The sequence below is a fragment of the Kitasatospora sp. MAA19 genome, assembly GCF_029894125.1.
Taxonomy (GTDB): domain Bacteria; phylum Actinomycetota; class Actinomycetes; order Streptomycetales; family Streptomycetaceae; genus Kitasatospora.
In genome coordinates this window covers 1-22,779 of sequence record NZ_JARXYZ010000050.1, presented here as the reverse complement: position 1 = coordinate 22,779, position 22,779 = coordinate 1, and the positions used below count along the sequence as shown (strand labels likewise).

19 protein-coding genes are annotated in these 22,779 nt (G+C 74.4%); 5 read left to right on the top strand and 14 right to left on the bottom strand.

Going from position 1 to position 22,779, the window contains the following annotated elements:
- Positions 1 to 269 precede the first annotated feature (269 nt).
- From ald to P3T27_RS38280, 4 genes are all read right to left on the bottom strand, one after another.
- Complete coding sequence (gene ald / locus P3T27_RS38295) at positions 270 to 1,385, bottom strand: alanine dehydrogenase (RefSeq protein ID WP_280685958.1); 1,116 nt, start codon at positions 1,383 to 1,385, stop codon at positions 270 to 272.
- 261 nt (positions 1,386 to 1,646) lie between these two features.
- On the bottom strand, positions 1,647 to 3,875 hold the full coding sequence (locus tag P3T27_RS38290) for a tetratricopeptide repeat protein (RefSeq protein WP_280685957.1): 2,229 nt from the start codon (positions 3,873 to 3,875) through the stop codon (positions 1,647 to 1,649).
- 190 nt (positions 3,876 to 4,065) lie between these two features.
- The gene (locus P3T27_RS38285) at positions 4,066 to 4,713 is read right to left on the bottom strand and encodes an NUDIX hydrolase (RefSeq protein ID WP_280685956.1); all 648 of its coding nucleotides are present in this window, start codon (positions 4,711 to 4,713) and stop codon (positions 4,066 to 4,068) included.
- Positions 4,714 to 4,816: 103 nt separating this feature from the next.
- Complete coding sequence (locus P3T27_RS38280) at positions 4,817 to 6,496, bottom strand: CTP synthase (RefSeq protein WP_280685955.1); 1,680 nt, start codon at positions 6,494 to 6,496, stop codon at positions 4,817 to 4,819.
- A 723-nt stretch (positions 6,497 to 7,219) separates the two neighbouring features.
- On the opposite strand from P3T27_RS38280, the gene P3T27_RS38275 reads away from it, so the two are divergent.
- Positions 7,220 to 9,232 carry a glycoside hydrolase family 15 protein gene (locus P3T27_RS38275; protein WP_280685954.1) on the top strand — a complete coding sequence of 671 codons (2,013 nt, stop codon included), beginning with the start codon at positions 7,220 to 7,222 and terminating at the stop codon, positions 9,230 to 9,232.
- Between the two features lie 6 nt (positions 9,233 to 9,238).
- Here P3T27_RS38275 and P3T27_RS38270 read toward each other — a convergent pair whose 3' ends face one another.
- The 3 genes from P3T27_RS38270 to P3T27_RS38260 all read right to left on the bottom strand — a co-directional run bounded on the left by P3T27_RS38270 (position 9,239) and on the right by P3T27_RS38260 (position 12,997).
- Entirely contained in the window at positions 9,239 to 10,417 is a 1,179-nt protein-coding gene (locus P3T27_RS38270) for a glycosyltransferase family 4 protein (RefSeq protein WP_280685953.1), read from the bottom strand.
- A 212-nt stretch (positions 10,418 to 10,629) separates the two neighbouring features.
- Positions 10,630 to 12,363, bottom strand: a complete 1,734-nt coding sequence (recN, locus tag P3T27_RS38265; protein ID WP_280685981.1) for a DNA repair protein RecN — start codon at positions 12,361 to 12,363, stop codon at positions 10,630 to 10,632.
- A gap of 88 nt (positions 12,364 to 12,451) precedes the next feature.
- Positions 12,452 to 12,997, bottom strand: coding sequence for a hypothetical protein (locus tag P3T27_RS38260; RefSeq protein ID WP_280685980.1), 546 nt, complete (start codon positions 12,995 to 12,997; stop codon positions 12,452 to 12,454).
- A 271-nt stretch (positions 12,998 to 13,268) separates the two neighbouring features.
- Here P3T27_RS38260 and P3T27_RS38255 point away from each other — a divergent pair, with 271 nt between their 5' ends.
- Positions 13,269 to 14,768, top strand: a complete 1,500-nt coding sequence (locus tag P3T27_RS38255; RefSeq protein WP_280685952.1) for a PLP-dependent aminotransferase family protein — start codon at positions 13,269 to 13,271, stop codon at positions 14,766 to 14,768.
- A gap of 7 nt (positions 14,769 to 14,775) precedes the next feature.
- On the opposite strand, the gene P3T27_RS38250 is transcribed toward P3T27_RS38255, so the two are convergent.
- From P3T27_RS38250 to P3T27_RS38235, 4 genes are all read right to left on the bottom strand, one after another.
- Positions 14,776 to 15,684 (bottom strand): NAD kinase, encoded by a 909-nt coding sequence (locus P3T27_RS38250; protein WP_280685951.1) that lies wholly within the window; start codon positions 15,682 to 15,684, stop codon positions 14,776 to 14,778.
- A gap of 94 nt (positions 15,685 to 15,778) precedes the next feature.
- A complete protein-coding gene (locus P3T27_RS38245) occupies positions 15,779 to 16,585 on the bottom strand; it encodes a TlyA family RNA methyltransferase (RefSeq protein WP_280685979.1) in 807 nt (268 codons plus the stop codon).
- A 36-nt stretch (positions 16,586 to 16,621) separates the two neighbouring features.
- Complete coding sequence (locus P3T27_RS38240; protein WP_280685950.1) at positions 16,622 to 16,810, bottom strand: hypothetical protein; 189 nt, start codon at positions 16,808 to 16,810, stop codon at positions 16,622 to 16,624.
- The gene (locus tag P3T27_RS38235) at positions 16,794 to 17,726 is read right to left on the bottom strand and encodes a histone H1-like repetitive region-containing protein (protein WP_280685949.1); all 933 of its coding nucleotides are present in this window, start codon (positions 17,724 to 17,726) and stop codon (positions 16,794 to 16,796) included. Before P3T27_RS38235 ends, P3T27_RS38240 begins: the two co-directional genes overlap by 17 nt.
- A gap of 177 nt (positions 17,727 to 17,903) precedes the next feature.
- Here P3T27_RS38235 and P3T27_RS38230 point away from each other — a divergent pair, with 177 nt between their 5' ends.
- Positions 17,904 to 18,251 carry an SCP2 sterol-binding domain-containing protein gene (locus P3T27_RS38230; RefSeq protein WP_280685948.1) on the top strand — a complete coding sequence of 116 codons (348 nt, stop codon included), beginning with the start codon at positions 17,904 to 17,906 and terminating at the stop codon, positions 18,249 to 18,251.
- Between the two features lie 47 nt (positions 18,252 to 18,298).
- Here P3T27_RS38230 and P3T27_RS38225 read toward each other — a convergent pair whose 3' ends face one another.
- The gene (locus P3T27_RS38225) at positions 18,299 to 19,339 is read right to left on the bottom strand and encodes an HAD-IIA family hydrolase (protein WP_280685947.1); all 1,041 of its coding nucleotides are present in this window, start codon (positions 19,337 to 19,339) and stop codon (positions 18,299 to 18,301) included.
- A 94-nt stretch (positions 19,340 to 19,433) separates the two neighbouring features.
- On the bottom strand, positions 19,434 to 20,033 hold the full coding sequence (locus tag P3T27_RS38220) for a tetratricopeptide repeat protein (protein ID WP_280685946.1): 600 nt from the start codon (positions 20,031 to 20,033) through the stop codon (positions 19,434 to 19,436).
- 91 nt (positions 20,034 to 20,124) lie between these two features.
- Between P3T27_RS38220 and P3T27_RS38215 the strand changes: the two genes are divergently transcribed.
- Entirely contained in the window at positions 20,125 to 21,495 is a 1,371-nt protein-coding gene (locus P3T27_RS38215) for a DUF1015 domain-containing protein (protein WP_280685945.1), read from the top strand.
- 87 nt (positions 21,496 to 21,582) lie between these two features.
- On the opposite strand, the gene P3T27_RS38210 is transcribed toward P3T27_RS38215, so the two are convergent.
- Positions 21,583 to 22,425 (bottom strand): tetratricopeptide repeat protein, encoded by an 843-nt coding sequence (locus P3T27_RS38210; protein ID WP_280685944.1) that lies wholly within the window; start codon positions 22,423 to 22,425, stop codon positions 21,583 to 21,585.
- Between the two features lie 90 nt (positions 22,426 to 22,515).
- Between P3T27_RS38210 and P3T27_RS38205 the strand changes: the two genes are divergently transcribed.
- A partial coding sequence (locus tag P3T27_RS38205; protein ID WP_280685943.1) for a hypothetical protein occupies positions 22,516 to 22,779 on the top strand: 264 nt, incomplete at its 3' end.

Below are 22,779 nucleotides of genomic sequence, written 5' to 3'. Positions count from 1 at the left end.
CATGCCAACGGTTTGCGACTCTAGGCCGTTCAAGGCGTTCGCAGCAACACAATCCACGGTAGTGGGCAGGATGTGTCGACTATCGGGCGGGCCGATGTCAAGGGATGAGTAGGCCGTTGACCCTAACGTTTCTGCGGTGGGGTGAGACGACCGACGGAAATTGACGACAGAGCGACCCACCCACAACACCGCCTGCTCACGGGCATGGCGAAGCCCCCGACCCGAGGTGATCGGGTCGGGGGCGAACGACCGCAGGGCGGCCTGCCGGATCAGGCGAGCACGCTCTCCAGCGAGACCGACTCCAGGCCGAAGGCCTCGGCCACGGCCGGGAAGGTGATCTGGCCCTCGTGCACGTTCAGGCCCTTGGCGAGCGCCGGGTCACGGCGCAGCGCCTCCTTCCAACCGCGGTTGGCCAGCTCGACGACGTACGGCAGCGTCGCGTTGGTCAGCGCGTAGGTGGAGGTGTTCGGGACCGCGCCCGGCATGTTGGCCACGCAGTAGAAGACCGAGTTGTGGACCTGGAAGGTCGGCTCGGCGTGCGTGGTCGCGTGCGAGTCCTCGAAGCAGCCGCCCTGGTCGATGGCGATGTCGACGAGCACGGAGCCCGGCTTCATGCGGGAGACCAGCTCGTTGGTGACGAGCTTCGGGGCCTTGGCGCCCGGGATCAGCACGGCACCGATGACCAGGTCGGCCTCGATGACGGCCTTCTCCAGCTCGAAGGTGTTGGAGACGATGGCCTTGATCTTCGTGCCGAAGATGCGGTCGGCCTCGCGCAGCTTGTTGATGTCGCGGTCGAGCAGGGTCACCTCGTAGCCCATGCCGATCGCGATGGTGGCCGCGTGCCAGCCGGAGACGCCGCCACCGATGACGACGGCCTTGGCCGGGTGGGTGCCGGGCACGCCGCCGGGCAGCACGCCGCGGCCGCCGGCCGGGCGCATCAGGTGGTACGAGCCGACCTGCGGGGCGAGCCGGCCCGCGACCTCGGACATCGGGGCGAGCAGCGGCAGGGCGCCGTTGCCGAGCTGCACGGTCTCGTACGCGATGGCGGTGGTGCCCGAGGCGATCAGCGCGTCCGTGCCGGGGCGGTCGGCCGCCAGGTGCAGGTACGTGAAGAGGGTCTGGCCCTTGCGCAGCCGGTGGTACTCGGAGGCGATGGGCTCCTTGACCTTCAGCAGCAGGTCGGCCGTGGCCCACACCTCGTCGGCGGTGGGGAGGATGGTGGCGCCGGCGGCCACGTACTCCTCGTTGGGGATCGAGGAGCCGACACCGGCGTTGTCCTCGATGTAGACCTCGTGTCCGTTGCGGACCAGCTCATGCACGCCGGCGGGCGTGATGGCCACGCGGTACTCGTGGTTCTTGACCTCGCGGGGGATGCCGACCTTCACGGCTAAACACGTCCTCTTGCCATGGGGGTCCCTACCGGAGAAGACCGGCGGGCGACGCGCACGTGGGGAAGCCACCGGGGCAGCCCGGGGCGGGGATCGCTGCGCGACTGAGTTCGAGTGTAATGAAGCCCAGTCGGCGTGTCAGCCTTCCAAAGTGAATAAATCTGCCGAACACATTGGCAGGTTCGTAGGCTTCCCTTGCGATCTTCCCGCCAAAGGTGTACTAACCGGGCATCTTCGACAATACCTCCGAAAGACCCCTCACCACCCGGCGTCGACGCGTTCCCGCAGGTCCGCGAGGGCGGCCCCGACGGCCTCCCGCCCGCGCTCGTCGCCGAGCCTGCGCAGCACCGCCAGCGCGGCCCGGTACTCGCGGTCCGCCTCGTCGAAACGGCGCTGCGCGGCGTGCGCCTCGGCCACCCGGGCGAGCAGCCGGGCCTCGGCGGCGTGGTCCCCCATCGACTGCCGCAGGCCCAGCGCCCGCCCGTACCAGTCGGCGGCGCGCACCGCGTCACCGAGCGCCCGGTGGCAGCCCGCCGCACCCTCCAGGGCCCGGGCGCAGAGCGGCTCGTCCCCGGCCGACCGGGCGTGCTCCAGGGCGGCCCGGTAGTGCGTGACGGCCTGCTCCCAGCGACCGGCGGCGGCCTGCAGGTCGCCCAGGTTGAGCAGCGCGGCCGAGGCCCGGCGGGGTCTGCCGTGCCGCTCGGCGACGGTCAGCACCAGTTCGTGCAGCCGGTAGAGGTCGGCCGGGGCGGCGCCGGTCAGCGGCAGGGTCCGCAGCAGCGCGGTCACCAGCCGGCCCGCCGAGCCGTCCAGGTCGCCCTGGCCGATCGCGTCGGCCACCGCCCCGAGCAGCAGGTCCCGCTCGCCGAGCAGCCACTCCCGGGCGTGCGCGGCCGAGTCCAGCCGCAGGACGGCGGGCAGCGGGTCGGGCCCGGGGCCGCTCGCCGGGTCCAGCAGGGCGCGGGCCGACTCGGTGAGCCGGACCAGCCGCTCCAGCAGCCGGGCCCGGGCGAGCTCGGTCTCGGCGGGCCGGTCCTCCAGCTCGCGCAGCCGGACCAGCCTCGGGTAGAGGCGGCCGGGGACCCGGTAGCGCGGGCTGCCGTCGGCGGCCGGGGCCTCCTGGCCGAGCAGCTCCCGCTCGACCAACGCGGCGAGCGTCGCGGCCGCCTCCGGCGCCGGGCAGCCGACCAGGGCGGAGGCGGTGCGCGGATCGGCGGTCTGCGCCGGGGCCAGGGTGAGGGTGCGCAGCATCCGTGCCTGGGCGGCCGGCAGCGTGCCGTACAGCAGGGTGAACGCGCCGATCAGCGGGTCGCTGTCCGGCACGGGCACCGGCTCTGCGGGCTCCGGGCCGGGCTTCACCCAGGCCGTCCGGTCCCCCGCCGTCCCACCGTCGGCGGGCTCCGGCGCCGGACCCTCGGCCGGCTTCTCCCCCCCCTTCACGGACGTCGAGGACCCCGCGGACGCCAGGGGCCCTGCGGGCGTCGAGGACACCGGGGTCGTCGGAGGCTTCGCGGCCTTCCCGGCCTTCCCCGGCGTCGAACCCGGTACGGGCTTCCCGGGCTTTTCAGGCCTCCCGGGGTTTCCGGGCTTCCCCGACTGCCCGGCCTGCCCGGCCTGCCCCGGCTTCGCGGCCTTCGAGGCCTGAGCGGCCTTCGCGACCTGAGCGGCCTTCGATGCCTCCCCCTTCGGTGCCGCCGCCCGCGCCGACTCCTCCCCCAGCACCCGGGTGAGCTCGCGCGCCGCCTCGGTGACGGCCGTCTTCGGATCGCCCCGCAGCCACCCGGCCATCAGCCGCAGCGCCGCCGGCCGGGCCGCGCAGGCCTCGGCCAGGTCGGCGCCGCCGACCGGGTCGCAGGAGATCCGGGTGCCGCCGACCAGGTCGGCGAGCAGTTCGCCGGAGGCCTGCCGGTCCAGCCCGCCGAGGATCACCGGGTCGATGTCCTCGATGCCGGTGAGCGGCCCGGCGGTGGTGGCGAGCACCAGGCAGCCGGGTTCGTCGGCGAGCAGCGGCCACAGCTGCCCGGCGTCCCGGACGTCGTCCAGCACCAACAGCACCTTCCGCCCGGCGAGCGCCTCGCGCAGCGCCACGCAGGCGGGCTCGTCCCGCCCGTCCTCGATGGTGCCGGGCAGCGGCACGGGGGCCTCGGGGTCGAGCTGCTCCAGCAGCAGGCGGGCGGCCCGGGCGGGCGGCACGCGCCCGCCGTCGGGGGCTGACAGCCGGGCGAAGAGCACGCCGTCGGGGTAGGCCGGGGCGGCGGTGCGGGCGAAGCGGACGGCCAGCGTGGTGCGGCCCGAACCGGGACGCCCGGCCAGGACCAGCACCGGGCTGCGGCCGATGGCCGGGCGGGCTGCGGCGGCCCGCAACGCGGCCAGTTCGGCACGCCGTCCGACGAACAGTGCGGGCCCGCCCGGCAGCCGGTCGAGGCCCGGAACGGCCCCGGCGGGCGCGTCGGGGCCGGGGTCCATCGTCGCCGTCTTCCTCGCCACCCGTGTCACTCCCGACGTCATCCGGCGCTCAGCGGAGGCGGCCCCAGACGGGCGCCCCGTCTGCGAAGCGTAGTTCGACCGTCAGGCTCAACCGAGGTGACATCCGGTCGTACGAACCGGTAAATCACCCCCGCGGATCAACAGCTGGGTGCATCCGGGTCGGCAGTGGGGGTACGGGCCGTTCGCCCACTCACCCCTCGAAGGGCCGGGCCGGCCACGGCGAGTCCGCCGCACGCAGCCCGTCCAGCCCGTCCGGGCCGGTGAGCGCGGCGTGCACGGCGAGCGTGCCGGTGACCAGGGTCGGGTTGTGGAGCCGCCCTGCCTGGATCAGCCGGATCAGTTCGGGCACCGGCACCCAGGCGACCTCGATCTCCTGTTCCTCGCCCTGCGCCGCGTAGCGCTCGCCCTCGGCCTCCGAGAGGTCGGTGGCGAGGAACATCCGCAGCGCCTCGTCGGTGCCGCCCGGGGAGGTGTAGTAGTCGGCGAGGATCCGCCAGGTGTCGGCCTTGCAGTGCGCCTCCTCGTACAGCTCGCGCTGCGCGGCGTGCCACGGGTTCTCGCCGGGCACGTCGAGCAGGCCGGCCGGCAGCTCCCACAGGCGCTGGCGGACGGGGTGGCGGTACTGCCGCAGGACCAGCACTCGCTGCTTGTCGTCCAGGGCGAGCACGGAGACCGAGCCGGGGTGGGTCTGGTAGTCGCGGCGGGCCCAGCTGCCGTCGGGCATCCGGACCTCCTCGCTGCGCACGCCGGTGACCTTGCCCTGGAACGGCGTCCGGCTCTCCCGGACCTCCCACTCCTCGGCCGCGTCGGCGATCACCAGGTCGCTCTGCTCGTCCATCGTTCTCCCCTTTTCGTCAGTACGACACAATCTAACGCCGAACGGCGGCCCCGCGGGAATCGCGGGGCCGCCGTTCGGTGAACGACGGACGACGTGCGTCGCCCTACTTGGCCACGCCGGTCTTGATCTCGATGGCGGCCTTGACCAGGCCCGCGAACAGCGGGTGCGGGCGGGTCGGGCGGGACTTCAGCTCCGGGTGGGCCTGGGTGGCCACCAGGTACGGGTGCACCTCGCGCGGGTACTCGACGTACTCGACCAGGTCGCCCTTGGGAGAGAGGCCGGAGAACTGCAGCCCGGTCTTCTCCAGGTCCGCGCGGTAGGCGTTGTTGACCTCGTAGCGGTGGCGGTGGCGCTCCTCGACGTACTGCTCGCCGCCGTAGACCTCGCGGACGATCGAGCCCTCGGCGAGCTTGGCCGGGTACAGGCCCAGGCGCATGGTGCCGCCCAGGTCGCCCTTGCCGTCGACGATGGCCAGCTGCTCGGCCATGGTGGAGACGACCGGGTGCTTGGCCGCGGCGTCGAACTCGGTGGAGTTGGCCTCGGGCAGGCCGGCCAGGTTGCGGGCCGCCTCGATGACCACGCACTGCAGACCCAGGCACAGGCCGAGCAGCGGGATCCGGTTCTCGCGGGCATAGGTGATGGCGCCGACCTTGCCGTTGACGCCGCGGTCACCGAAGCCGCCGGGGATGCAGATCGCGTCCACGTCGCCGAGCTGCGCCTGGGCGCCCTCGGGGGTCTCGCAGTCGTCCGAGGTGACCCACTTGATCTCGACCCGGGCGTTGTTGGCGAAGCCGCCGGCGCGCAGCGCCTCGGTCACCGACAGGTACGCGTCCGGCAGGTCGATGTACTTGCCGACCAGGGCGACCTTGACGATGTGCTGCGGCTCGTGGACACGGCGCAGCAGGTCGTCCCAGGTGGTCCAGTCCACGTCGCGGAACGGCAGGTCGAGCCGGCGCACCACGTAGGCGTCCAGGCCCTCGCCGTGCAGGACCTTGGGGATGTCGTAGATCGACTTGGCGTCGATGGCCGCGACCACCGCCTCCTCGTCCACGTCGCACATCAGCGAGATCTTGCGCTTGATCGCCTGCGGGACCTCGCGGTCGGCGCGCAGCACGATCGCGTCGGGCTGGATGCCGATGTTGCGCAGCGCGGCGACGGAGTGCTGGGTGGGCTTGGTCTTCAGCTCGCCCGAGGGGCCGATGTAGGGCAGCAGGGAGACGTGCACGAAGAACACGTTGTCCCGGCCGACCTCGTGGCGGACCTGGCGGACGGCCTCCAGGAACGGCAGCGACTCGATGTCGCCGACGGTGCCGCCGACCTCGGTGATCACCACGTCGACGTCCTCGGTCGCCATCCGGCGGATCCGGGACTTGATCTCGTTGGTGATGTGCGGAATGACCTGCACGGTGTCGCCCAGGTACTCGCCGCGGCGCTCCTTGGCGATGACGGTGGAGTAGACCTGGCCGGTGGTGACGTTCGCCGAACCGTGCAGGTTGGTGTCCAGGAACCGCTCGTAGTGGCCGATGTCCAGGTCGGTCTCGGCGCCGTCGTCCGTGACGAAGACCTCACCGTGCTGGAACGGGTTCATGGTGCCCGGGTCCACGTTGAGGTACGGGTCGAGCTTCTGCATGGTGACGCGCAGGCCGCGGGCCTTGAGGAGCGCGCCGAGGCTGGAGGCGGTGAGGCCCTTGCCGAGCGAAGAGGCGACACCCCCGGTGACGAAGAGGTGCTTGGTCGTCACGGCGCGGCCGTTCGCTGCCTTGCCGGAATGGGGCTGTGCCAAGAGGGGGCTCCCGTGGGTCGCGTGTCGGAGGTGACGTGGGCGGGATGGCTCTCGGCTCGCCGGGCGACGGGAGGCCGGTGCGGTGCACGGCGCTCGGGGGGTCGTCGATTCGGCTGGTCCGGGGCGTTTGATCCCACCGGTCCACGGGATACCAGGGTATCAGTGACCCGACCGGGACGCCTTCCGGCCCGCTCGCGGCGCACCGGGGGCGTGCGCGGGGCGCACCACCGGCGCATCACGAGGCGCAGGAGTCACACCGGTCGCACCACGGCCGGACCGGGCCACTTCGGAGTACTCCGTTCGGGCCATGACAGCCCCTCCGCAGGGACCAGCCGGAACTGATCCGTCCGGACCATCCTGTCCGGCGGCCTCGCGATGCACGGCATTTCCGCCGAATTGTGGCACCACACGAGGCTGCGCCCGCGTGCTTCGCCCCTTTCGTCCGTCGTAAGCTGCACGGACGCATCGCCGACAGCACGAGCACGCGGAGGGCGTGGGAGGTCAGGACACTCCCGGTCCCCGATGCGCGACCGGACCTCCCCGTATTTGCAGCTCCTCCCACCCACTCCAGGGGCTCGACCGAGCCCCGCGCGGACACTCCAGCAAGGCCCGCCACCACCCCCCGGCGGTCCGGACGTCCCGGGGTGGACCTCCGGCCCCGCAGACCGCTCGCTCCCTCGGATCGCCGATGCGTCGTGACCACATTGCGAACTGGAGATCCACGTGGCCGGCCGTATCGAGGACTACGCACTCATCGGGGACATGCAGACCGCTGCCCTGGTCAGCAGGGACGGGGCGGTGGACTGGCTCTGCCTTCCCCGCTTCGACTCGCCGGCCGTGTTCGCCGGCCTGCTCGGCACCGATGAACACGGCTTCTGGCGGATCGGCCCGGCCGAAGCCGTGGTCACCGAGGTCCCCACCCCCGCGGCCGCCCCCATCCCGGCCGCCCCCGCCCTCGTCCGCTTCACCGACACCGCGGACCTGAGGGTCCCGCCGCCCACCGCGGCCGCCCCCGCGGTGCCCGCCGACCGCCGCCGTTACCGGGGCGACTCGCTGATCCTCGAACAGGAGTGGGACGCCCAGGGCGGCACCGTCCGGGTGATCGACTTCATGCCCCCGCGCCCGCTGGCCGGCCGCGACGCCGTCCCCCAGGTGATCCGGATCGTCGAGGGCGTGGCCGGCACCGTCCGGATGCGGTCGGCGGTGCGGATGCGCTTCTCGTACGGCCGCATCGTGCCCTGGGTGCACCGGGTCGAGCAGGCCGACGGCGGTCACCGCACCGTCGCCGTGGCCGGGCCCGACTCGGTCTGGCTGGACGGCGAGGCCGAGACCTACGGCCGCAACCTCACCACCTACGCCGACTTCACCGTCACCGCCGGCGAGCGGATCGCCTTCGCGCTGACCTGGCAGGCCTCCCACCTGGAGGCGCCGAAGACCCCGGACGCCGAAGAGATGCTCGACGCCACCGCCGACTTCTGGCACGAGTGGGCCGAGCAGTGCACCTACCAGGGCCCCTACCGCGAGGCCGTGGTCCGCTCCCTCATCACCCTCAAGGGCCTCACCTACGCCCCCACCGGCGGCATCGTCGCCGCCCCCACCACCTCGCTGCCCGAGGACATCGGCGGCGAGCGCAACTGGGACTACCGCTACACCTGGCTGCGCGACGCCGCGATCACCCTCTCCTCGCTGCTGCGCACCGGCTACCGCGACGAGGCCCGCGCCTGGCGCGAGTGGCTGCTGCGGGCCGTCGCCGGCGATCCGGAGAACCTGCAGATCATGTACGGCATCGCCGGCGAGCGCGAGCTCACCGAGTCCTCGCTGGACTGGCTGCCCGGCTACGAGGGCTCGCAGCCCGTCCGGGTCGGCAACGGCGCGGCCGGGCAGCTCCAGCTGGACGTCTACGGCGAGGTCGTCGAGGCCCTGCACCTGGCCCACATGACCGGCCTGGTCCGCAACGACCACGCCCACCACCTCCAGCTGCGCCTGATCGAGTACCTGGAGGACCACTGGCAGGAGCCGGACGAGGGCATCTGGGAGGTCCGCGGCCCGCGCCGGCACTTCGTCCACTCCAAGGTGATGGCCTGGGTGGCCGTCGACCGGACGATCAAGCTGCTGGAGCAGACCCCCGAGGACGCCCCCGCCGACGGCCATCTGAAGCGCTGGCGCGAGCTGCGCGACACCATCCACCGGGACGTCTGCGAGAAGGGCTACGACCCGGAGCGCAACACCTTCACCCAGTACTACGGCGGCCGGGAGCTGGACGCCTCGCTGCTGCTCATCCCGCAGGTCGGCTTCCTCCCGCCGGACGACAAGCGGGTGATCGGCACCATCGAGGCGATCCAGCGCGAGCTGTCCACCGAGGACGGCTTCGTGCTGCGCTACCCGACCCACGACGATTCGAGCGGCGACCACGTCGAGAACGTGGACGGCCTCTCCGGCCACGAGGGCGCCTTCCTGGCCTGCTCGTTCTGGCTGGCCGACGACCTCGCCATGATCGGCCGGGTGCAGGAGGCACGCGAGCTGTTCGACCGGCTGCTCGCGCTGCGCAACGACGTCGGCCTGCTCGCCGAGGAGTGGGACCCGCGGCTCAAGCGCCAGGTCGGCAACTTCCCGCAGGCCTTCAGCCACGTCCCGCTGATCGACACCGCGCTGCGGCTGACCGCCTGCGGCGGCGCCTACCTGTCCGCCCAGCCGGACGGCCTGGCGGCCGAGCGGGTCGAGCAGGCGACGATCTAGGACACCTCAGGGGCGCTGGACCAGCTCGTCGTAGGTGCTGAGCACCTGGGCGACGGTGGCGGCCTCGTCCGGCCAGGTCTCGGCCTGCTGCCGGCCGGCCGCCACCAGCCGCTCACGGCGGGCCGGGTCGGCCAGCAGTCCGCGCACCGCCGCGCCGACCGCGACCGGGTCGCCGGCGGGCACCAGCACCGCCGCGTCGCCGACCAGTTCGGGGATCCCGCCGACGGCGGTGGAGACCACCGGCACCCCGGCCCGCATCGCCTCCTGCACCACCAGCGAGCGGGCCTCCCAGCGGCTGGAGACCACCACCACGTCGGCGGCGGCCAGCAGGTCGGGCACGTCGGTGCGGTAGCCGAGCAGCCGCACCGGCAGCTTCTCGGCGGCCACCCGCTCGCGCAGCCCGGCCGCCTCCGGGCCGTCCCCGGCGAGCAGCAGCAGCGGCTCCGGGTCCAGCACGGACAGTTCGCGGGTGGCGTCCAGCAGCAGCCCGAAGGCCTTCTGCGGGACGAGCCGGCCGACCGCCAGCACCAGCGGCCGGTCCGGGCCGTCGCCGAGCAGCGCGGCGCGCGCCGCGGCGCGGTCGAGCCGGCCCTCGGGCATCGGCGGGGCGGCCACCGGGCCGAGCCGGGCGTCGGTGGCGCCCAGCTCGCGGGCCCGGGCGACCAGGTCGGAGGAGGCGCCGAGGACGAGGTCGGCGGCGCGCGCCACCCGGCGCTCCATCAGCCGCTGCAGGCGGCGCTCCATGCCGGTGGCCAGCAGCGCGTGGTGCGAGGTGACCACCAGCGGGGTCTCCGGGCGCAGGCCCGGGAAGCGGCCGGCGGTGCGCAGGGCGAGGTCGGCGAGCAGCCCGGCGCGCAGCCCGTGCGCGTGCACCACGTCGGCGCCGGTGAAGGCCCGGCGCAGCTCGCCGATCGCGGTGGCGTCGCTGCGGGCGCCGGCGGTGGGGGTGATGTCGACGGTGTGGAACCGGGCACCGGTGCGGGAGAAGCCGAACAGCGCGTCCGTACCGGCCGGGGCGCAGACCGTGACGGTCACACCGTGCGCGACCAGGCCCTGCGCCAGGGAGCGCACGTGGGCACCGATACCGCCGGTGCTGGCGGCCAAAACGAGTACCACGTGCAGCTGCCCCGGTTCGGGGGTGGCCGCGGCGGCCCGGGCGGCGGAATGGTCCACGTTCTCTCGCATCCGACTCGATCAGGTTCGCGCGCCGCGTCGCGAGGGTTGCCCGCCGACGGCGCTCGGGACTGGAAAGCCAATGTCCAGCCGCCACCATGCCAGGTCGGCGGCCCTCTTGGACAGTCGGCGCCACCGGGGACGCGTCGTCTTCTGTCCGCAAGGGCCACCAGGCCCTGTCGGCGGGTCGGGCCCCCGGCTAGGGCTTGTACGACGGGCAGGCCCTAGCGTTGGCGCGGGGCCCGGGCGGCGGCCAGCAGCTCCTCGGCGTGGGCGCGGCCGAGCTCGGAGTCCTCCAGGCCGGCCAGCATCCGGGAGAGTTCGCGCACCCGCTCCTCGTCGTTCAGCACCTTGACGCCGCTGCGGGTCACGGTGCCGTCGTTGGTCTTCTCCACCACCAGGTGCCGGTCCGCGAAGGCGGCGACCTGCGGGAGGTGGGTGACCACCACGACCTGGGCGGATTCCGCCAGTTTGGCCAGGCGGCGGCCGATCTCGACCGCGGCCTTGCCGCCGACGCCCGCGTCCACCTCGTCGAACAGGTAGGTGGGGACGGGGTCGGCGCCCGCGAAGACCACCTCGACCGCGAGCATCACTCGGGACAGCTCACCGCCGGAGGCGCCCTTGGCGATCGGACGGGGCTGGGCGCCCGGGTGCGGGGCGAGCAGGACCTCGACCTCGTCCACGCCGTGCGGGCCGTAGGCGACGGTGCGGCCGTCGACCTCGATCCCCGACAGGTCGTCGACCTGGGTGATCGAGAAGGTCACCCGGGCGTGCGGCATGGCCAGCTCGGCGAGTTCGGCGGAGACGGCCTCGGCGAAGCGCCCGGCGGCGCCCTGCCGGGCGGCCGACACCTCGGCCGCCAGCTCGGCCAGTTCGGCCCGCAGTGCGGTCTCCTGGGCGCCGAGCTGGTCGATCCGGTCGTCGTCGCCGTCGAGTTCGGCGAGCCGGGCGGAGCCCGCCTCGGCCCAGGCGAGCACCTCGGCGAGGGTGTTCTCCGGGCCGCCGTACTTGCGCAGCAGCTGGGCCAGGACGGCCCGGCGGTCCTCGACGGAGGCGAGCCGGACCGGGTCGGCGTCCAGGTCGTCCGCGTATCCGGCCAGGTCACCGGCCACGTCGGCGAGCAGGTAGCCGACCTCGTTGAGGCGGTCGGCGAGGGCGGCGAGGCGCTCGTCGTGGTGGCGCACGGCGTCCAGGGCCCGTCGGGACTGCGCGAGCAGGGTGCCCGCGTCCAGCGCCTCCGGGTCGGCCGGGTCGCCGGCCAGGGCGGCGTGGGCGAGGGTCGCGGCGGAGGACAGCGCGTCGGCGTGGCCGAGCCGCTCGGCCTCGGCGGCCAGCTCCGCGTCCTCACCGGCCACCGGCTCGGCGGCGGCGATCTCGTCCAGGCCGAAGCGCAGCAGGTCGGCCTCCTGGGCGCGCTCGCGGGCCCGGGTGGTCAGCTCCTCCAGGGTGGCCGAGACCTCGCGCAGGCTGCGGTAGGTCTCCCGGTAGCGGGCCAGCGGCTCGGCCACCGCCTCGCCCGCGTAGCGGTCCAGCGCGCCGCGCTGGCGGGCCGGGCGCAGCAGCCGCTGCTGGTCGGTCTGGCCGTGCACGGCGATCAGGTCCTCGCCGAGTTCGGCGAGCACCCCGACCGGGACGGCCCGGCCGCCGACGAACGCCCGGGAGCGGCCCTCGGCGGAGACGGTCCGGCTGATCAGCAGGGCCCCGTCGTCCAGTTCGGCCCCGGCCTCGACCGCGCGGGCCGCCACCGGGGAACCGGCGGGCAGCTCCAGCCGGCCCTCGACGACGGCGCGTCCGGTGCCGTTGCGCACCAGGCCCGGGTCGGCGCGTCCGCCCAGCAGCAGGCCGAGGCTGGTGACGACCATGGTCTTTCCGGCGCCGGTCTCACCGGTCACGGCGGTGAAGCCGGGGGCGAGTTCGACCACCGCGTCGTCGATGACCCCAAGATCCCGTATCCGCATCTCGTCCAACACGGAGACGACCTTACGAGGTTCCACCCCCGGCGCGCGACGAGCGGCAACGGCGCGCGGCAACTCCGTGCCCTGAAGTTCATCCCTTCCGGGGCGTTTGCCCGGGTGTCGGCACCGTGCACCACGGCAGGAAGAACTGCGCGAGCGGACCGATCGCCAGTGCGTACGCGACCGTGCCGACTCCGGCGGTGCCGCCCAGCAGGACGCCCGCGACCAGCACCGTCACCTCGATGCCGGTGCGGATCAGCCGCAGCGAACGCCCGGTGCGCCGGTGCAGGCCGGTCATCAGGCCGTCGCGCGGGCCGGGGCCGAGGCGGGCGCCGATGTAGAGGCCGGTGGCCAGGCCGTTGAGCACGATCGCGGCCGCCATCAGCGCGATCCGGGCGGGCAGCCCGTCCGGGCCGTCGAGCAGCCGCAGTGTGAGGTCCATCGCGGCACCCAGCACCAGCACGTTGGCGACGGTGCCCACGCCCGGGCGCTGGCGGATCGGGATCCACAGCAGCAGGACCAGGACGCCGCAGATGGTCACCCAGGCGCCCACCGAGAGGCCGACCGCGCGCTGCAGGCCCTGGTGGAAGACGTCCCACGGGTCGAGGCCGAGGCCGGAGCGCAGCATCAGCGCCATGCTCGCGCCGTACAGGCAGAGGCCGACGGCGAGCTGCGGGATCCGGCGGCCCAGGGCGTGGGTGTCGCCGAGCAGCCGGACGGCGAACGGGGCCCGGCCGGCGTCCGGGGCGGGTGTGGGCGTGGTCGTGCTGGCCATCGGGCGCTCCTGCGGGTGGTGCTGCACCCCGGGGTGGCCCCGGCAGTGGCGGACTCGACAGCCGCGCTGCCATGATGGTCAGGCCAATAGCGCCCACTCCAGGGCCAATTTCGAGCAAGTGGACTGATCAGCCTTGGCCGACTGGCACACCACCGTCACGCCGCCCGCGCTCGCCCGGCTGCTCGCCGCCGCCCGGCTGCCCGAACCGGCCACCGCCCGCCGCCCCGCCTACCGGGTCCTCGCCGGGCAGATCCGGCTGCTGGTCACCGAGGGCCGCCTGCCGGTCGGCGCCCGGCTGCCCGCCGAACGCGAACTCGCCAGCGCCCTGGAGCTGAGCCGCACCACCGTCGCCACCGCCTACGAGACCCTGCGCGCCGACGGCTACCTGCTCAGCCGCCGCGGCGCCGGCAGCTGGACGGCCCTGCCCGAGGGCGCCCCGCCGCCCAGCGACGCCCTGCACCCCGTCCCGCCGGACGAGCAGGGCCGCACCCTGGACCTCGGCGTCGCCGCCCTGCCCGCCCCGCAGCCCTTCCTCGGCGAGGCCGCCGCCCGCGCCGTCGAACAGCTGTCCTGCTACGCCGCCGGGCACGGCCACTACCCCACCGGCGTCCCGGTGCTGCGCGAGGCCGTCGCCCGCCGCTACACCGAGCGCGGCCTGCCCACCACCCCCGACCAGATCCTCGTCACCACCGGCGCGATGGGCGGGCTGCACCTGATCCAGCGGGCGCTGATCGGCCGCGGCGACCGGGTCGCCGTCGAGGCGCCCAGCTACGCCCACACCCTGCAGGCGCTCCGGATCACCGGCGCCCGCCTGGTGCCGGTGCCGTACGGCTACCGCCCCGAGCCGGAGTGGGACCTCACCGAGTGGCGCCGGGTGCTGCGCGGGGCCGCGCCCAAGGTCTCCTACGTGATCCCGGACTTCCACAACCCGACCGGCGCGCTGATCGGCGAGGAGCAGCGCCGCGAACTGCTGGCCGCCGCCCGGGCCGCCGGCAGCGTCGTCCTGGTCGACGAGACCACCGCCGAACTCGGCTGGGGCGTACCGGAGTCCGTCCCGATGCCACGCCCGATGGCGGCGCTGGACCGGGCCGCCCAGGTGGTCACCGTCGGCTCGGCCGGCAAGCTGCTGTGGGGCGGCCTGCGGATCGGCTGGGTCCGGGCCGCGCCCGCGCTGGTGCGCCGACTGGCCTCCGACCGGGTCTACAGCGACGTCGGCACCCCGGTGCTGGACCAGCTGATCGCCGCCGACCTGATGGGCGAGCCGCTGCCCGCCGTCCGGGCGCACCAGCTGGACCGGCTGCGGGCGACCGCGCACGCCTTCGCCGCCGCACTGCCCGAGCACCTGCCGGGCTGGACGTTCGCCCAGCCGCCCGGCGGGCTCTCGCTCTGGGTCTCCACCGGCGGGCTGTCCGGCGCGGCACTGGCCCAGGCCGGGGAGCGCGGCGGGGTCCGGATCGCCGCGGGCAACCGGTTCGGCTCGGACGGCGCGTTCGAGCACCACATCCGGATCCCGTTCACGGTGCCCGCCCCGGCCGTCCCCGCCGCCGTGCGGCGGCTCGCCGCGACGGCCGCCCGGGCGGCGGCGGGCGGTCGGTTCGGTCCGGCCGACGGCGCCCCGCCGCTGGCAGTCTGACGAGCCGTCAGCAGTGAGTGTTCGACCGGCCGCGCCAACCCGTCACCGGCAGCGCGAACTTGGCCACCAGCCGGTCGGTGAACGGCGCCCGGTGCAGCCTGGCCAGGCGCACCGGGGTCTGCCCCCGGCGGACCTCCACCCGCGCGCCGGCGGGCAGTTCGACCGAGCGCCGCCCGTCGCACCAGAGCACGCCGTGCGGGGTCTTCGGCTGCACCTCGACGGCCAGCACCGAATCCGGCGAGGTCACCAGCGGGCGGGCGAACAGCGCGTGCGCGGAGATCGGCACCATCAGCAGCGCCTCCACCTCCGGCCACACCACCGGCCCGCCGCCGGAGAACGCGTACGCGGTGGAGCCGGTCGGCGTCGCGCAGACCACCCCGTCACAGCCGAAGTTGGAGACCGGGCGGCCGTCCACCTCGGTCACCACCTCCAGCATCCGCTCCCGGGACGCCTTCTCGATCGAGGCCTCGTTCAACGCCCAGTCCTGGTGCAGCACATCGCCGTTGGTGCGGACGATGACGTCGATCGTCATCCGCTCCTCGACCTCGTAGTCCGCGTCCACCACCCGCTCGACCACCACGGCCAGATCGTCCCGCTCGGCCTCGGCGAGGAAGCCCACCCGGCCCAGGTTTATCCCGAGCATCGGCAGCCCGTGCTCACGGGCCAGCTCCGCCCCGCGCAGCAGCGTCCCGTCCCCACCGGCGACCAGGATCAGCTCGCAGCCGTCCGCCGCCCCCGGCCCGCCGGGCACCTTCTCGACCCCGTCCGGCAGGTCCAGGCCCACCGCCTCGGAGGCGAGCAGCCTGATCCGGATCCCGGCCTTCAGCAGCCCGTGCACCAGGGCCTCGACGCTGCGCAGCGCCGCCTCCCGGCCGGTGTGCGCGATCAGGAAGACCGTACGTTCGTCACCACTCATGCCGCTGCCCTCTCCCTCACGCCTGCCGGGTCGCCTTCGGCCCCGGTAACGGCCGCGTCACACAGCATGACGGGCCGGACGTCCCCTGAGCACCCTATCGGGGCCCCTCCGCGACGGCCCGGTCCGCGTCCGCGGGATCCAGTTGCGGGGCGTCCCGGCGCAGCCAGAGGAAGTACTCGACGTTCCCGGACGGGCCCGGCAGCGGGCTCGCGGTGACGGCGCGCACGCCCAGCCCGAGCTCCCACGCCTGCCCGGCGACCTGGCGGACCATCTCGGCGCGCAGCTGCGGGCTGCGCACCACCCCGCCGCTGCCCAGCCTCTCCTTACCGATCTCGAACTGCGGCTTGACCATCAGCACCAGGTCCGCGTCCTCGGCCGCGCAGGCCGCCAGCGCGGGCAGCACCAGGCCCAGCGAGATGAACGACAGGTCGCCGACCACCAGGTCGACCCGGGTACCGCCGATCAGCTCCGGGGTCAGCTCGCGGACGTTGGTGCGGTCCATCACCGTCACCCGCTCGTCGCTCTGCAACGACCACGCGAGCTGCCCGTAGCCGACGTCCACCGCCAGCACGCCGGCCGCGCCCGCCCGCAGCAGGACGTCGGTGAACCCGCCGGTGGAGGCGCCCGCGTCCAGCGCCCGGCGGCCCTCGACCACCAGGCCCTGCGGGACGAAGGCCGCGAAGGCCCCGGCCAGCTTGTGACCGCCGCGCGAGACGTAGTCGGGGTCGTTGTCGTCCTTGGCCACCACGACCGCCGCCGAGGTCTCCACCTGGGTGGCCGGCTTGGTCGCGGTGGTGCCGCCGACGGTCACCCGGCCGGCCGCGATCAGCTCGGACGCGTGCTCACGCGATCGGGCCAGTTTGCGGCGGACCAGCTCCGCGTCGAGTCGGCGTCGTGCCACTGCCACTGGGGTTTCAGCTCCTACGGGTCCTGCGGATCATTCCTGGTCGAGCGCGGCCAGCGTGTCGGCGAGCCGCTGGTGAACATCTTCGTACACCTCGACGTGTGCTTCGGCCGGGACCCCGTCCAGGGCCTCCAGCCGGGCCAGTCCGGCGTCCACGACGGGGTGGCCGGTCGGGGTCAGTTCGACGCCGAGCGGTTCGACGGCTTCAGCCGGTCCGGTCATCGGGCTTCTTCGTGCTGGTGGCCTTGCGGACGGTGGTCTTCTTCGTCGCCGTGCGCTTCGCGGGCGCCTTGGGCTGCGCGGCCGGCTCGGCGGCGGCCTTCTTCGCGGTCGCGGTCTTCTTGACGGCCGTCTTCTTGACCGTCGTCTTCTTGGCGGCCGACTTCTTCGCCGGGGCCTTCTTGGCCGTCGTCCGCTTCGCCGACGCCTTCTCCGCCTTCTCCGCCGACGTCTTCTCGGCCGACGTCTTCTCGGCCGCCTCCCCGACGGCCGCCTCCCCGCCGGCCGTCGACCGGTCCGCCACCGGGGCCTTCTTCGCCGGGGTCCGCTTCGCCGCGGCCTTGCGCGCAACCGCCGGCCGCACCGGCGGGACCGGCGGGTCGACCTCGACCGGCTCGTCCACCTCCACCCGCTCGGCCACTATCGGCTCCCCCACCGCCCAGGCCGCCGCCTGCCCGTCCGCGCTCTCCCAGCCGCGCCCGAACAGGTCGTCCGCCCGGGGCGCCGGCGTCGGCCGCTCCGCCTCGTCCTCCTCGTCCGCCTCGTCCGACCCGGCCGGCCCCGCCGCCGGCACGGCGTCCTCCTCGACCTCGCGCAGCTTGCTCTCCAGGTAGGCGAGCACCACTCCGACCTTGGTCACCTGGTCGCCGACCCTCTCGAAGGCCTTCTCGACCTCGCCGCGCGCCACCCCGACGGCCAGGTCCACCCCGGCCCGCCCGGCGGTGACCGCCTCCTCCGCCAGCGTCTGCAGCGTCTTCGCCGACGGCGGGAACTGCCCGCCGAGCCGGCGCTCGACCTCGGTGACGTCGACCCCGCTCCGCTCCAGGATCGTGGCCGCCGTCCCGACGACCCGCTTGCCGACCTCCTCCACCAGCCCGGCGGCGACCTCCACCACTCCCCGCACCGTCCTCGGCAGCATCCGGGTGCCTCCTTAGCGCCTGCGCGCATCGCTTCGTCGCCGTCGGTGCCCGGGCCGATCCGGGCACCCCACTGACGACGCTACCGCCAAAACCCGCCTGCGGTACCGTGGCCCGGCAGTGACCACCGCCGTCACGCGCCGAAACCACCAGGGAACCCAGGGAGGGGAACCGCCGCCATGGCCAACTCCGAGGAGTGCCGGGAGGCACTGGAGCAGCTCAGCCGGAACATGGCGAAGTCCACCGGCGACGTCCGCACGGCGGCCGCCCTCGACCGCTCGCTCAGCTGCCGGATCACCGACCTCGACCTGACCTTCACCGGCCAACTGCGCGACGGCCGGATCCAGGACCTCGCCGCCGCCCCCGGCCCCCCGGCCGGGAAGGCGGAGATACGGCTCACCATGAGCAGCGACGACCTGGTCGCCCTGGTCGGCGGCCGGCTCAACTTCGCCTCCGCCTGGGCGGGCGGCCGGGTCCGGCTGGAGGCGGGCTTCCGCGACCTGCTGCGGCTGCGCACCCTGCTCTGACGCCTGCTGTCGCGACCTGCCGCCGCGCCCGGGGCCGGGCCCCTGGCTCAGAACCCCAGCTCGTCCAGCGCCTTGTGCCCGTCGGCCGGTGCGCCGTCCGCGTCCAGCGCCGTCCACGCCGCCGCGCACAGCGCCCGCAGGCCGTCCCAGCGGTCCCCGCCGCCGTCCAGCCGCAGCACGCCGCCCTCGGCCGACGCGACCCAGCCGCCGCAGCCGAAGCCGCCGGCCGCGGGCGTGACCGCCGGGTGCGGCACCAGCAGCCCGCGCAGGTCCGCCGCCAGGTAGGTCGGCCGGTGCTCGGCCGGGGCCGCGAGCAGCTGCGCCGGGGTGGTCACCCCGGTGAACACCAGCAGGCTGTCCACCCCGCCGTTGAACGCGCCCTCGATGTCGGTGTCCAGGCGGTCGCCGACCACCAGCGGCCGCCGCGCGCCGGTCCGCAGCACGGTCTCCCGGTGCATCGGCGGCTGCGGCTTGCCCGCCACCACCGGGTCCACCCCGACGGCCGCCCGCACCGCCGCCACCAGCGTCCCGTTTCCGGGCGCGATGCCGCGCGCGGTCGGAATGGTCAGGTCGGTGTTGGAGGCCACCCACGGCAGCCCGTCCTGCACCGCGTACGCGGCCTCCGCCAGCTGCGCCCAGCCGACCGACGGGTCATAGCCCTGGACCACCGCGAGCGGCTCCTCGGCCAACGAGCGGACGGCGACCAGCCCGCGCTCGGCCAGCGCCTCCTCCAGCCCCGGGCCGCCCACGACCAGCACCTTCGCCCCGGCCGGCACCTTCTCGGCGACCACCCGGGCGGCCGCCTGCGCCGAGTTGATCACGTCGGCCGGATCGGCCGGCACGCCCAGCCCGGTCAGGTGCTCGGCCACCACCCGCGGCGGGCGGGAGGCGTTGTTGGTCACGTACGCGAGCCGCATCCCGGCCGTACGGGCGAGCGCCAGCGCGTCCACCGCGTGCTCGATCGCGTGCGGGCCCGCGTAGACCACGCCGTCCAGGTCCAGCAGCGCCGTGTCGTACGCCTCGGTCAGCGGCTGCTCGCTGCCGCCGGGGGCGGTCCGTCGCGCGGTGGTGGTGGCCGTCTCGGTCATGGCTGCGCTACCTCGTTCACTGCGTCGTTCGCTTCATCGGGTGCCCCCGCGTTCCGTTCGGGTGCCCCCGCGTCCACCGGGTACCCCGGGCCGGTCAGACCTCGTCGTCCGCACCGGGTTCGCCGACCGACCGGGCGTCCGGGTCCGGCGGGGGCGCCAGGTACCCGGGTGCACCGGGCAACAGCGGGCCGAACGCCCCGGCGCGGGCCGCCAGGGTCGCCCGGGTCTGCCGCAGCGCCGCCTGGTAGTGCTCGGTGCCCGGCCGCATCGCCACGGCCAGCGCCAGGTGCTCGGCGGACGTCTCGAAGTCGCCCAGCCGGGCCGCCGCGACGCCCCACCCGAACTGAGCGTAGTCGTCCGACGGGTCGGCCAGCGCGACGGCCCGGAAGTTCTCCAGCGCCGCCTCGTACGAACCGGTGTCGAACTGGGCCCGCGCCAGCGTCTCCCGGATGCTGCGCGAGTGCGGCTCGGCCGCCGCCGCCCGGACCAGCAGCTGCTCGGCGGCCGCCGGGTTGCCCTGGGCCAGCAGCCTGCCACCACGCCGGAACCAGTCGTACACGTCTCCGGTCGGCTCGCCGGAACGCCCCTGCGCCGGGACGCCGCCGGATGCCGGAGCGCCCTCGCCGGCGGCGCCGTCCGGCCCGGCCGCCCCGCCCGGGCTGCCGCCGTCCACCCGTTCCTGCCCGTCGTCCATGCGGTACCTCGCCCTCGGTCACACACCCGCCCACAGATCGGCACGGGTATTCCGATCTCTCAACAACGCGTACCCGGTTACGATGCCCAGAATGAGCGCACCCAGTGCAGAAGACGGAGTCGAGACTCCGGAGGGCGGCCCCGGCGATCCCGGGCACGTCGCCACTGCAGGCCTGTCCCTGTCACCCTTCCGAGGCCTGCGCTACGTCCCCGACCGGGTCGGCGCCCTGGCCGCGGTCATGTCCCCGCCGTACGACGTCGTCGACCCCGGCCGCCGGCTCGACCTGGAGACCGCCGATCCGCACAACGTGGTCCGGCTGATCCTGCCCCGGCCCGAGCCCGAGGACGCCGGCGACCGGCCCGACCGCGACACCAAGTACCGGCACGCCGCCCGGCTGCTGCGCGCCTGGCAGCGCGATGGGATCCTCGCCGCCGACCCGCAGCCCGCGCTCTACGTCTACGAGCAGCGCGTGCCCGCCACCGGCGACTCCCCCGAGGTGCTCCAACGCGGGCTGATCGGCGCCCTCGCGGTGAGCGGCCGCGAGGCCGGCGTGGTCCTCCCCCACGAGGACGTCATGCCCCGACCGGTCGCCGACCGGGTCGGCCTGATGCGCACCACCCGGGCCAACCTCGAACCGCTGCTGCTCACCTACCGGGGCAACGGCGGCGCCTCCGGCGTCATCGAGCGGACCGTCCAGGGCGAGCCGCTGCTCTCCACCGCCACCAGCGACGGCACCCACCACCGCCTCTGGGCCGTCGCCGACCCGGCCGAGATCGCCGAGATCAGCCGCGACCTCGCCACCTGCCGGGCCCTGATCGCCGACGGCCACCACCGCTGGGAGATGTACCTCCGCCTCCAGCGCGAGCACCGCCACCTGCCGCGCAGCCCGTGGGACCGCGGCCTGGTGCTCCTGGTGGACACCGCCCGCTACCCGCTGCGGGTCCGGGCCATCCACCGCGTGCTGTACCGGCTGCCGGTGGCCGAGGCGCTGGAGAAGCTCGGCGACCAGTGGAAGATCAAGGAGGTCCCCGGCCCGCTGACCGCCGCCCTCCAGGCCCTCGCCGAACAGAAACGGCACGGCGGCAACGGCTTCATACTGACCGGCGGGGACGGCGTCTACTGGCTGCTCGGCGAGCCCGAGGAAGCGCTGCTCGACGCCACCGTGCCGCACGACCGGCCCGAGGAGTGGCGCCACCTGGACGCCACCGTCCTGCACTCCACCCTGCTCGACCGCACCTGGCACGTCCCCGACGGCCCGGACGACATCGGCTACCTGCACACCGCGGCGGCCGCCGAGCAGGAGGCGGCGCGCACCGGCGGCACTGCCGTGCTGCTGCACCCGGTCCGGGAGAGCGTGGTCCGCAGGCTCGCCGAACAGGGCGTCACCATGCCGCGCAAGTCCACGTCCTTCGGTCCGAAACCGGCCACCGGACTGGTGCTGCGCAACCTCGAACTGGGCTGAGGCCACCCGCCACCGAAACGCCGTGAGGCCCTGCCGCTCCCCCGGAATGTCCAGGGGAGCGGCAGGGCCTCACTCGTCGGTCGGAGCTCAGCTCCGGGTGTCGTTCCCGGCCTCGTCCTCGGCGGCACGCGCGGGCACCACGCCGTCGAACTCCTCGTCGATCTCGAGGTCGTCCTCGTCGTAGTACTCCTCGACGTCCTCCTCGTCCTCGAAGATCACGCGGTCGTCGGAGACCTCGCCGCCGCGCTTCTTCGCCGGGGCCTCGGTCTGCTCGGCCTCCTCCTCGGCCACCTCGGGGTCGAGCGCGTCCACGAACTCGACGCCGTCGATCTCGGCCAGTCGCTCCGAGGCGTTGGTGCTGCCGTCGGTGTCGGCCTCGGCCGCCTTCGCGAACCACTCGCGGGCCTCGTCACCACGGCCGGCCGCGATCAGCGCCTCGCCGTAGGCGTACCGCAGGCGCGCCGTCCACGGGTGCACGGCGCTGGAGGCCAGCTCCGGGCTCTGCAGGGTCACGACCGCCGCGTCGAACTGCTCCATGTCGCTGCGGGCGCCGGCCGCGACCAGACGCATCTCGACCTGGCCGGCCTTGTCCAGCTGCTTCACCTCGGGCTCACCGGCCATCGCCAGCGCCCGCTCCGGACGGCCCAGACCGCGCTCGCAGTCGGCCATCACCGGCCACAGGTCCGCCCGGCCGGTCATCCGGCGGGCGGCACGGAACTCGGTCAGGGCCTCGGAGTACCGCTGCGTCATGTACGAGGCGAAACCGGCCGCCTCGCGGACGGCGGCCACGCGGGAGGCCAGCCGGAGCGCGACGCGCGAGAACTGGTAGGCCTCCTCCGGCTCGCTGTCGAGCAGACGGGCCACCATCACCAGGTTGCGGGCGACGTCGTCCGCGAGCGTCTTGGGCAGGCTCTTGAGCTCCTGGCGCACGTCCGCGTCCAGCTCGAAGCCGGTGACGTCCTCCGGGATCGGCAGACGCTTGACGGGCTCGTAGTTGCCACGGCGGTCGTCGTAGTCCCGGTGGCCACGGTCGCCGCCACGGTCGTCCCGGCGGTCGTCGCGGCGGAAGCCGCCACGGTCGCCACCGCGGTCATCGCGGTTGAAGCCACCACCGGACGGACGGTCATCGCGACGGAAACCACCGCTGGCGGGGCGGTCATCGCGACGGAAGCCGCCGCCACCGGAGGGACGGTCGTCCCGGCGGAAGCCGCCACGGTCGCCACCGCGGTCATCGCGGTTGAAGCCACCACCGGACGGACGGTCGTCACGACGCGGACGCTCGTC

What these genes read in the sequence shown, in the direction of transcription:
- P3T27_RS38220 (WP_280685946.1), bottom strand. Translation starts at nt 20,033, where the DNA reads ATGGACGACGGGCAGGAACGGGTGGACGGCGGCAGCCCGGGCGGGGCG.
- P3T27_RS38225 (WP_280685947.1), bottom strand. Translation starts at nt 19,339, where the DNA reads ATGACCGAGACGGCCACCACCACCGCGCGACGGACCGCCCCCGGCGGC.
- P3T27_RS38260 (WP_280685980.1), bottom strand. Translation starts at nt 12,997, where the DNA reads ATGGCGCTGATGCTGCGCTCCGGCCTCGGCCTCGACCCGTGGGACGTC.
- P3T27_RS38250 (WP_280685951.1), bottom strand. Translation starts at nt 15,684, where the DNA reads ATGAGTGGTGACGAACGTACGGTCTTCCTGATCGCGCACACCGGCCGG.
- P3T27_RS38215 (WP_280685945.1), top strand. Translation starts at nt 20,125, where the DNA reads ATGAGCGCACCCAGTGCAGAAGACGGAGTCGAGACTCCGGAGGGCGGC.
- P3T27_RS38285 (WP_280685956.1), bottom strand. Translation starts at nt 4,713, where the DNA reads ATGGACGAGCAGAGCGACCTGGTGATCGCCGACGCGGCCGAGGAGTGG.
- P3T27_RS38270 (WP_280685953.1), bottom strand. Translation starts at nt 10,417, where the DNA reads ATGCGAGAGAACGTGGACCATTCCGCCGCCCGGGCCGCCGCGGCCACC.
- P3T27_RS38235 (WP_280685949.1), bottom strand. Translation starts at nt 17,726, where the DNA reads ATGCTGCCGAGGACGGTGCGGGGAGTGGTGGAGGTCGCCGCCGGGCTG.
- P3T27_RS38240 (WP_280685950.1), bottom strand. Translation starts at nt 16,810, where the DNA reads ATGACCGGACCGGCTGAAGCCGTCGAACCGCTCGGCGTCGAACTGACC.
- P3T27_RS38230 (WP_280685948.1), top strand. Translation starts at nt 17,904, where the DNA reads ATGGCCAACTCCGAGGAGTGCCGGGAGGCACTGGAGCAGCTCAGCCGG.
- recN (WP_280685981.1), bottom strand. Translation starts at nt 12,363, where the DNA reads ATGCGGATACGGGATCTTGGGGTCATCGACGACGCGGTGGTCGAACTC.